Annotated in this window: 5 protein-coding genes; 1 reads left to right on the plus strand and 4 read right to left on the minus strand. The window is 73.1% G+C overall.

The genetic code is table 11. The features are described from left to right. Positions 1 to 148: 148 nt before the first annotated feature. Positions 149 to 1,081, minus strand: a complete 933-nt coding sequence (locus G3I42_RS28005; RefSeq protein ID WP_164290527.1) for an acyl-CoA thioesterase II — start codon at positions 1,079 to 1,081, stop codon at positions 149 to 151. A 105-nt stretch (positions 1,082 to 1,186) separates the two neighbouring features. Beyond that, a complete protein-coding gene (locus G3I42_RS28010) occupies positions 1,187 to 3,760 on the minus strand; it encodes a DEAD/DEAH box helicase (RefSeq protein ID WP_164290529.1) in 2,574 nt (857 codons plus the stop codon). A gap of 93 nt (positions 3,761 to 3,853) precedes the next feature. On the opposite strand from G3I42_RS28010, the gene G3I42_RS28015 reads away from it, so the two are divergent. After that, positions 3,854 to 4,645 carry a metal-dependent hydrolase gene (locus G3I42_RS28015; protein ID WP_164290531.1) on the plus strand — a complete coding sequence of 264 codons (792 nt, stop codon included), beginning with the start codon at positions 3,854 to 3,856 and terminating at the stop codon, positions 4,643 to 4,645. Between the two features lie 385 nt (positions 4,646 to 5,030). Here the strand turns inward: G3I42_RS28015 and G3I42_RS28020 are convergent, their stop codons facing one another. After that, on the minus strand, positions 5,031 to 6,812 hold the full coding sequence (locus tag G3I42_RS28020) for an ABC transporter ATP-binding protein (protein WP_164290533.1): 1,782 nt from the start codon (positions 6,810 to 6,812) through the stop codon (positions 5,031 to 5,033). Continuing rightward, a partial coding sequence (locus G3I42_RS28025; protein WP_164290535.1) for an ABC transporter ATP-binding protein occupies positions 6,809 to 7,655 on the minus strand: 847 nt, incomplete at its 5' end. The genes G3I42_RS28020 and G3I42_RS28025, both read right to left, overlap by 4 nt.

A 7,655-nucleotide genomic window follows, 5' to 3' on the forward strand; every position in this document is an offset into this window, starting at 1 on the left:
CCGGTGCGCGGCGGGCGCGGCGACGGTTCGTGCCGTGGCCCCGGCGCGACGGCGGCACGGCGTACCGCGAGTGCCGCCGCACCGGCGCCACCGGTCAGGGGCGGTGCCGGTGAACACGACGACCGTCGCGCGCGTGCTCGTCCGGCGGCTACGCGCCCTGTCCGTGCGGCGCCTCGCCGGACCGCACCTGGATGCCGCCGCGCGGCCGGAACAGCCCCTCCTGCACGACCGAGACGAGCAGCCTGCCCGCCCGGTCGTAGATCCGGCCCCTGGCCAGCCCGAGCCCACCCGTGGCGACGGGCGACTCCTGCTCGTACAGCAGCCACTCGTCCGCGCGGAAGGGCCGGTGGAACCACATCGCGTGGTCGAGCGAGGCGAGGTCGAGCAGCCGCGTGCCCCACAGCGGCTCCACCGGCAGCCGCACCGCGTCGAGCAACGTCGTGTCGCTCACGTAGGCGAGCGCGCACGTGTGCACGAGCGGGTCGTCACCCAGCGGCGTCACCGCCCGCATCCACACGGCGCTGCGCGGCTCGGCGCCCGTGGTCTCCTCGGGCGTCCACCGCAAGCGGTCGACGTACCGGATGTCGAAGGGCTGCCTGCGGGCCATGCGCTCCAGCTCGTCCGGCACCTCGCCGAGGTGTGCGCGGACCTCGTCCGCGAGCCGGGGCAGCGACTCCGGGTCGACGAGCGGCCCGGGGCCCGCCGGAGGCAACTGGTGCGCGAAGGCGCCCTCTTCGGGTACGTGGAAGGAGGCGGTCAGCGTGAAGATCGTGCGGCCCTGCTGCACGGCGGTCACTCGCCGCGTCGTGAAGCTCCGCCCGTCCCGTACCCGCTCCACCTCGTAGACGATCGGCACCCCGGGACGGCCCGGGCGCAGGAAGTAGGCGTGCAGCGAGTGCACCGGGCGGCCCGCGTCCACGGTCCGGCCGGCCGCGACGAGCGCCTGCCCGGCGACCTGCCCGCCGAAGACACGTTGCAGCGACTCCTGCGGGCTGCGGCCGCGGAAGATGTTCACCTCGATCCGCTCCAGGTCGAGGAGGTCCACCAGGCGCTCGGGCGCGGATTCGCCCGGATCGGTCATGGTCACGTACGCCCTTTCACACAGCACGCCCCGCACCACACCGGCACGGGCTCGGGGACGGAACACCGGCGCGGCCCCCGGGGCCGCGCCCGCCGGGGGCCCGGCTCAGAGCTGCCCCACCGAGGTGACCCGGACCACCGCACGGCCCTCCGCGTCCGACGCGGTGAGGTCGACCTCGGCGCTGATGCCCCAGTCGTGGTCGTCGTCCGGGTCGTCGAAGATCTGCCGCACCCGCCACAGCGCCTCCTGCGGCCGCTCCTCGATGAGCAGCAGCTTCGGGCCGCGTGCGTCGGGCCCGGTGCCCAGCTCCTCGTGCGCGTCCCAGTAGGCGTCCATCGCCTCGCCCCAGGCATCCGCGTCCCAGCCCGCGTCCGCGTCCATCCCGCCCAGTTCGTCGACCCGGTCCAGCGCCGCGAGTTCGACGCGCCGGAACATCGCGTTGCGCACGAGCACCCGGAACGCGCGCGCGTTGGCCGTCACCGGCTTGACCTGGTCGGCCTTCTCCTGCGCCTCCTCCGCGCTCATCTCCTCCGGGTTGGCGAGCTGCTCCCACTCGTCGAGCAGGCTGGAGTCCACCTGGCGCACCAGCTCGCCGAGCCACGCGATGAGGTCCTCCAGGTCCTCCGACTTGAGGTCGTCGGGGACGGTGTGCTCCAGGGCCTTGTAGGCGGAGGCCAGGTACCGCAGCACGATGCCCTCGGTGCGGGCCAGCTCGTACAGCGAGACGTACTCGGTGAAGGTCAGCGCCCGCTCGTACATGTCCCGCACCACGGACTTCGGCGAGAGCGGGTGGTCCCCGACCCACGGGTGGCTCCTGCGGTACGTGTCGTAGGCGTGGAAGAGCAGCTCCTCCAGCGGCTTCGGATAGCCGATCTCCTGGAGCCGCTCCATGCGCTCCTCGTACTCGACGCCGTCCGCCTTCATCGCGGCGACGGCCTCGCCGCGCGCCTTGTTCTGCTGCGCGGCCAGGATCTGGCGCGGGTCGTCGAGCGTCGACTCGACGACCGAGACGAGGTCGAGCGCGTACGAGGGCGAATCGGGGTCGAGCAGGTCGAAGGCCGCGAGCGCGAACGTGGAGAGCGGCTGGTTGAGCGCGAAGTCCTGCTGGAGGTCCACCGTGAGCCGGACGATGCGGCCCTCCGCGTCCGGCTCGTCCAGGCGCTCCACGATGCCGCCGTCGAGGAGCGAACGGTAGATCGCGATGGCCCGGCGGATGTGCCGCAACTGCTGCCGGCGCGGCTCGTGGTTGTCCTCCAGGAGATGGCGCATCGCGTCGAAAGCGTTGCCGGGGCGGGCGATCACCGCGAGGAGCATCGTGTGCGTCACCCGGAACCGCGAGGTCAGCGGCTCGGGGTCGGAGGCGATGAGCTTCTCGAAGGTCTTGTCGCTCCAGGCGACGAACCCCTCCGGAGCCTTCTTGCGCACGACCTTGCGCCGCTTCTTCGGGTCGTCCCCGGCCTTCGCGAGCGCCTTCTCGTTCTCGATGACGTGCTCGGGAGCCTGCCCCACGACGAGCCCGGCGGTGTCGAAGCCCGCGCGCCCGGCACGCCCCGCGATCTGGTGGAACTCCCGGGCGCGCAGCGTGCGCACCCGGTTCCCGTCGTACTTCGTCAGCGCAGTGAACAGCACCGTGCGGATCGGCACGTTGACGCCCACGCCGAGCGTGTCCGTCCCGCAGATGACCTTGAGCAGCCCGGCCTGCGCCAGCTTCTCGACGAGCCGCCGGTACTTCGGCAGCATCCCCGCATGGTGCACGCCGATCCCGTGCCGTACGTACCGCGACAGGTTCCGGCCGAACTTGGTGGTGAAACGGAAGTTGCCGATCAGTTCCGCGATGCGGTCCTTCTCCTCGCGCGTGCACATGTTGATGCTCATGAGCGCCTGCGCGCGCTCGACGGCCTGCGCCTGCGTGAAGTGCACGATGTAGACGGGCGCCTGCCGCGTGTCGAGCAACTCGGTCAGCGTCTCGGTGAGCGGCGTCAGCTTGTACTCGTACGAGAGCGGCACCGGGCGGGTCGCGGAGCGCACGACGGAGGTCGGCCGGCCCGTGCGGCGGGTGAGGTCCTTCTCGAAGAGCGCGACGTCCCCGAGCGTCGCCGACATCAGTACGAACTGCGCCTGCGGCAGCTCAAGGAGCGGGATCTGCCAGGCCCAGCCGCGGTCGGGCTCGGCGTAGAAGTGGAACTCGTCCATGACGACCTGGCCCACGTCCGCGTCCTTGCCGTCGCGCAGCGCGATCGAGGCGAGGACCTCGGCGGTGCAGCAGATGACGGGGGCGTCGGCGTTGACCGAGGCGTCGCCGGTGAGCATCCCGACGTTCTCGGTGCCGAACATCTTGCACAGGTCGAAGAACTTCTCCGAGACGAGTGCCTTGATCGGGGCGGTGTAGAAGGTGACCTTGTCCTGCGCGAGCGCGGTGAAGTGCGCCCCCGCGGCGACCAGGCTCTTGCCGGAGCCGGTCGGCGTCGAGAGGATGACGTTCGCCCCCGAGACCACCTCGATCAGCGCCTCCTCCTGGGCCGGGTACAGAGTGATCCCCTGGCTCTCGGTCCACGAGGCGAAGGCTTCGTAGAGGGCGTCGGGATCGGGGGTCGCAGGGAGCTGATCGATAAGGGTCACGCCCCCATCTTGCCCTTTCGCCGCCGGGGAGGGGGAATCGGCGGACGGCGCGAAGATCACGACCGGTAGGGTGAGGGACCGTTCGTCCGGACAGAAGGAAGCAGGACGGGCCGTCAACTGCACAGCGGTGCGTCGAAGGTGGGGGACACGCTCATGATGGGACCGGCACACTCGCTCTCCGGGGCCGCGGCCTGGCTCGGGGTCGGGGCGCTCGCGGCGGCCAACGGGCACGAGATGCCCTGGCCGGTACTGCTCGTCGGCGCGCTCATCACCGCCGGGGCCGCCCTCGCACCCGACCTCGACCACCACGCGGCGACGATATCCCGGGCCTTCGGGCCGGTCAGCAAGGCGCTGTGCAAGTTCGTGGACGCCCTCTCCTACGGCGTCTACAAAGCCACCCGCGGCAAGAAGGACCCCCGCAGGAGCGGCGGCCACCGCACCCTGACGCACACCCTCGTCTGGGCCGTCCTCATGGGCGCGGGCGCTTCCGCGCTCGCCGTGGCCGTCGGACGCTGGGCGGTCCTCGCCATTCTCTTCATCCACATGGTGCTCGCCATCGAGGGACTGCTGTGGCGGCAGGCGCGCGTCTCCAGCGACGTGCTCGTGTGGCTCCTCGGCGCGACGAGCGCGTGGATGCTCGCCGATTTCCTCGACCGGCCGGGGAACGGGGCGCACTGGCTCTTCACCGGAGACGGCCAGGCGTACATGTGGCTCGGCCTGCCGATCGTGCTCGGCGCGCTCGTGCACGACATCGGCGACGCCATCACCGTCTCCGGCGCCCCCATCCTGTGGCCGCTCCCGATAGCGCGCCGGCTCTGGTACCCCCTCGGCCCCCCGAAGTTCATGCGCTTCCGGGCCGGAAGCTGGGTCGAGCTGAAGATCCTCACCCCGATCTTCATGGCCCTCGGAGCGATCGGCGCCCTCTTCGCCCTCAACGTGGTCTGAGCCGGGGCGCGTTTCGGAGGCGCCGACCAGCCGTGCTCGCGGCGGACCACGGCGCGTCACGGCCCCCGCGCCGTCTCCGCGTGCGGCTCCCGGTACGTGAGCCGTACGTGAGCCCGCCCGTCCTGCCGGGGCCGACCCCGCGTCGCGCACCCCGCCGAGGCGCGCTCGGCGCCTGCCGAGACCGTCGTGCGAAACCCGGCTCCGGGATGCCGTCCCGCGTGCCGGCCCCTCTCCCGGGGCAACCCCCGTGTGCCCTGAGGACGGCCCCGCAGAAACCCCGGGCGAGGCCGCGCCCCAGGACAACGCCCCCCCCGGGGGCGAGCCGCCCCCCCGGGGGCGAGCCGCCGCCCCGGGGAAGCCGCGCTCACCTCACATCCCGCCCCCGTCACCCATGCCACGACTCCCACAGCCGCGCGTACGCCCCCTCCGCCGCCACCAGCTCCTCATGGCTCCCCAGCTCGCTGATCCGCCCGTCCTCCACCACCGCGATGACGTCCGCGTCGTGGGCCGTGTGCAGGCGGTGGGCGATGGCGACGACCGTGCGGCCCTCCAGGACCTTGGCGAGCGAGCGTTCCAGGTGGCGGGCCGCGCGGGGGTCGAGCAGGGACGTGGCCTCGTCCAGGACGAGGGTGTGCGGGTCGGCCAGGACGAGGCGGGCCAGCGCGATCTGCTGCGCCTGCGCGGGCGTCAGGGTTGCCGCCCCTGAGCCGACCTCCGTGTCGAGGCCCTTGTCGAGCGCGCGCGCCCACGGCGTCGCGTCCACCGCGGCGAGCGCGGCCCACAGGTCCTCGTCGCCCGCCTCGGCCCTGGCGAGACGCAGGTTGTCGCGCAGGGAGCCGACGAAGACGTGGTGCTCCTGGTTGACGAGCGCGACGTGGCTGCGGACCGCTTCCGCCGTCATCTCCGACAGCGGCGCGTCTCCCAGCGTCACCGCGCCCGTGCGGGGCGCGTAGATCCCGGCGAGCAGCCGCCCGAGGGTCGACTTGCCCGCGCCCGAGGGGCCCACGAGCGCGAGCCGGGTGCCCGGCTCGACCGCGAGCGTCACCTCGCGCAGGACGTCGACCCCCTCCCGGTACCCGAAGTGGACGTCGTCCGCGTCGAGCACGCGGCCCCGCGGCGCGACGCTCTCGTCCCCGGCGGCCGGCTCGATGTCCCGCACCCCCACCAGACGCGCCAGCGAGACCTGCGCGACCTGCAACTCGTCGTACCAGCGCAGGATCAGTCCCACCGGCTCGACGAGCATCTGCGCGAGCAGCGCGGCGGTCGTCAGCTGGCCGACGTCGATCCACCCCTGGAGCACGAAGGCCCCGCCGACCATGAGCACCGAGGCGAGCACGGTCGTGTGCGTGACGTTGATGACCGGGAAGAGCACGGAGCGGAGCGAGAGCGTGTAGTTCTCCCAGCGGGTCCACTGGGAGACCCGCTGGTCGGTGAGGGCGATGCGGCGCGCGCCGAGGCGGTGCGCCTCGACCGTGCGGCCCGCGTCGACGGTCTCGGCGAGCGCGGCGGCGACGGCGGCGTACCCGGCCGCCTCGGAGCGGTACGCCGAAGGGGCGCGCTTGAAGTACCAGCGGCAGCCCACCACGGCGAGCGGTACGGCGATCAGCACGGCGGGAGCGAGCGGCGGCGCCGTCACGACGAGCCCGCCGAGCAGCAGCACCGCCCACACGAGCCCGATCGAGAGCTGCGGCACCGCCTCCCGCATCGCGTTGGCGAGCCGGTCGATGTCCGTCGTGATCCGCGAGAGCAGGTCACCCGTGCCGGCCCGCTCCAGGATGCCCGGCGGCAGTTTCACGGAGCGTACGAGGAAGTCCTCGCGCAGGTCGGCGAGCATTTCCTCACCGAGCATCGCGCCGCGCAGCCGCACCATCCGGATGAACACCGTCTGCACGAGCAGCGCCAGCGCGAAGAGGGTGAGCGTGCGCGGCAGGTGGATCTCGTCCGCGTGGTCCGAGACCCGGTCGACGAGGTCGCCGAGCAGGTACGGGCCGATCATCGAGGCGATCACCGCGACCGCGTTCACCGAGATGAGCGCGACGAAGGCGGTCCGGTGCCGCCGGAAGAGGGCACCGATGTAGGCGCGTACGGTCGCCGAGCTGCCCACCGGCAGCGTCTCGGCCGTCGTCGGCGCGGCCGGGTCGTACACGGGGGGCTTGGGCCCGGTCATGCGGTTTCCTCGATCCGTACGGTGTCCTTGCCGGGCAGCTGATCGGCGGGAGCCGCCACGACGGCGCTCCCGGCGGGGCCCTCGGCGCCGTCGACCACCTGGACCTCGCGCAGCACGCCGAGGTCCTCCCCCTCCTCGTCCGTCTCGCGCGTCACGACCGCCCGGTAGCGCGGTTCGGCGGCGAGCAGTTCGCGGTGCGCGCCCTCGGCCACGACCGTGTCGCCGAGGACGAGCACGACCCGGTCGGCCGCGTCGAGCAGCAGCGGCGACGAGGTGAGGACGACGGTGGTACGGCCCGCGCGGAGCGCGGCGAGTCCGCCCGCGATGCGGGACTCGGTGTGCGCGTCGACGGCCGAGGTCGGCTCGTCGAGCACGAGGACGTCCGGGTCGGCGACGAGCGAGCGCGCAAGCGCGAGCCGCTGCCGCTGGCCGCCCGAGAGCGACCTGCCGCGCTCGGTGATCCGGGTCCGCAGCGGATCGCCCCCGCTCGCCCCCGGGTCGGGATCGGCCTGCGCGAGCGCCGCGAGCACGTCCGCGCACTGCGCCGCCGCGAGCGCCGCGTCGGGTGCGACGGCGCCGGAGGCGGGGACGTCGAGCAGTTCCCGCAGCGTCCCCGAGAGCAGCACGGGGTCCTTGTCCTGGACGAGTACGACGCGCCGCGCCTCGGCGAGCGGCAGCCCGTCGAGCGCCACGGTGCCGAGGAGTACGGAGGGCTCTCCGGCATGCTCGGGGGAGTGGCCGCCGAGCCGGTCCGCCAAGCGCCCGGCCGCGTCCGGGTCCCCGCACACGACGGCCGTGAGCCGCCCCTCGGCCACCCGGAGCCCGGTGAGCGGGTCGTACAGC

Source organism: Streptomyces sp. SID11385, from assembly GCF_010548245.1.
Lineage (GTDB): Bacteria > Actinomycetota > Actinomycetes > Streptomycetales > Streptomycetaceae > Streptomyces.